We start from the raw sequence: 539 nt of genomic DNA, 5'->3' as shown, positions 1-539 counted from the left end.
GGTCGGTGATCCCCGGCCGGCGACCGGGCGCTTCCGGGGCCGGCGGGGCGTTCGTCGGCGAGGGCGTCGGGGCGGGCCGGCGGGTGACGGAAACCCTCTTCGGGCCGTGAGCGGGGACGGCCCCCGGGCGCACGGCCCGGGCCGTGCCTCAGGTGGTGACGGTGCCGGAGCCCGCCGGCTCGGCGCCGGTGACGGCGCCGCCGGCGGCGCGGTGGCGCGGTGGCGCGGTGGCGGAAGACCTGGCGGTAGGTCTGCGGGGAGACCCCGGCGACGCGCCCGAAGTGGTGGCGGAGGTTGGCGGCCGGCCCGAAACCGGTGCGGCGGGCGACGCCCTCCACCGGCTCGTCGGTGGTCTCCAGCAGCTCCTGGGCCAGTCGCACGCGTTGTTGCGGCACCCACTGGAGGGGGGTGGTGCCGAGCCGGTCGCGGAAGCGGCGGGCGAAGGTGCGCTCGCCGAGGTGGGCGCGGCGGGCGAGTCGCGCGACGGTCAGCGGTTCGTGGAGTCGGTCCAGGACCCAGTGCAGCACGGGCGCCAGGTC

1 protein-coding gene is annotated in these 539 nt (G+C 78.8%); it reads right to left on the bottom strand.

Features of this window, described 5'->3' with window-relative positions:
• Positions 1-539: helix-turn-helix domain-containing protein (locus tag FNQ90_RS27930; RefSeq protein WP_228471626.1), on the bottom strand; the 539-nt coding region annotated here is incomplete at both ends.

The organism is Streptomyces alkaliphilus (genome assembly GCF_014141535.1).
GTDB classification, from domain to species: domain Bacteria; phylum Actinomycetota; class Actinomycetes; order Streptomycetales; family Streptomycetaceae; genus Streptomyces; species Streptomyces alkaliphilus.
Note: the sequence above shows the minus strand (reverse complement) of the source record. Positions and strands in the feature narration are given on the sequence as shown.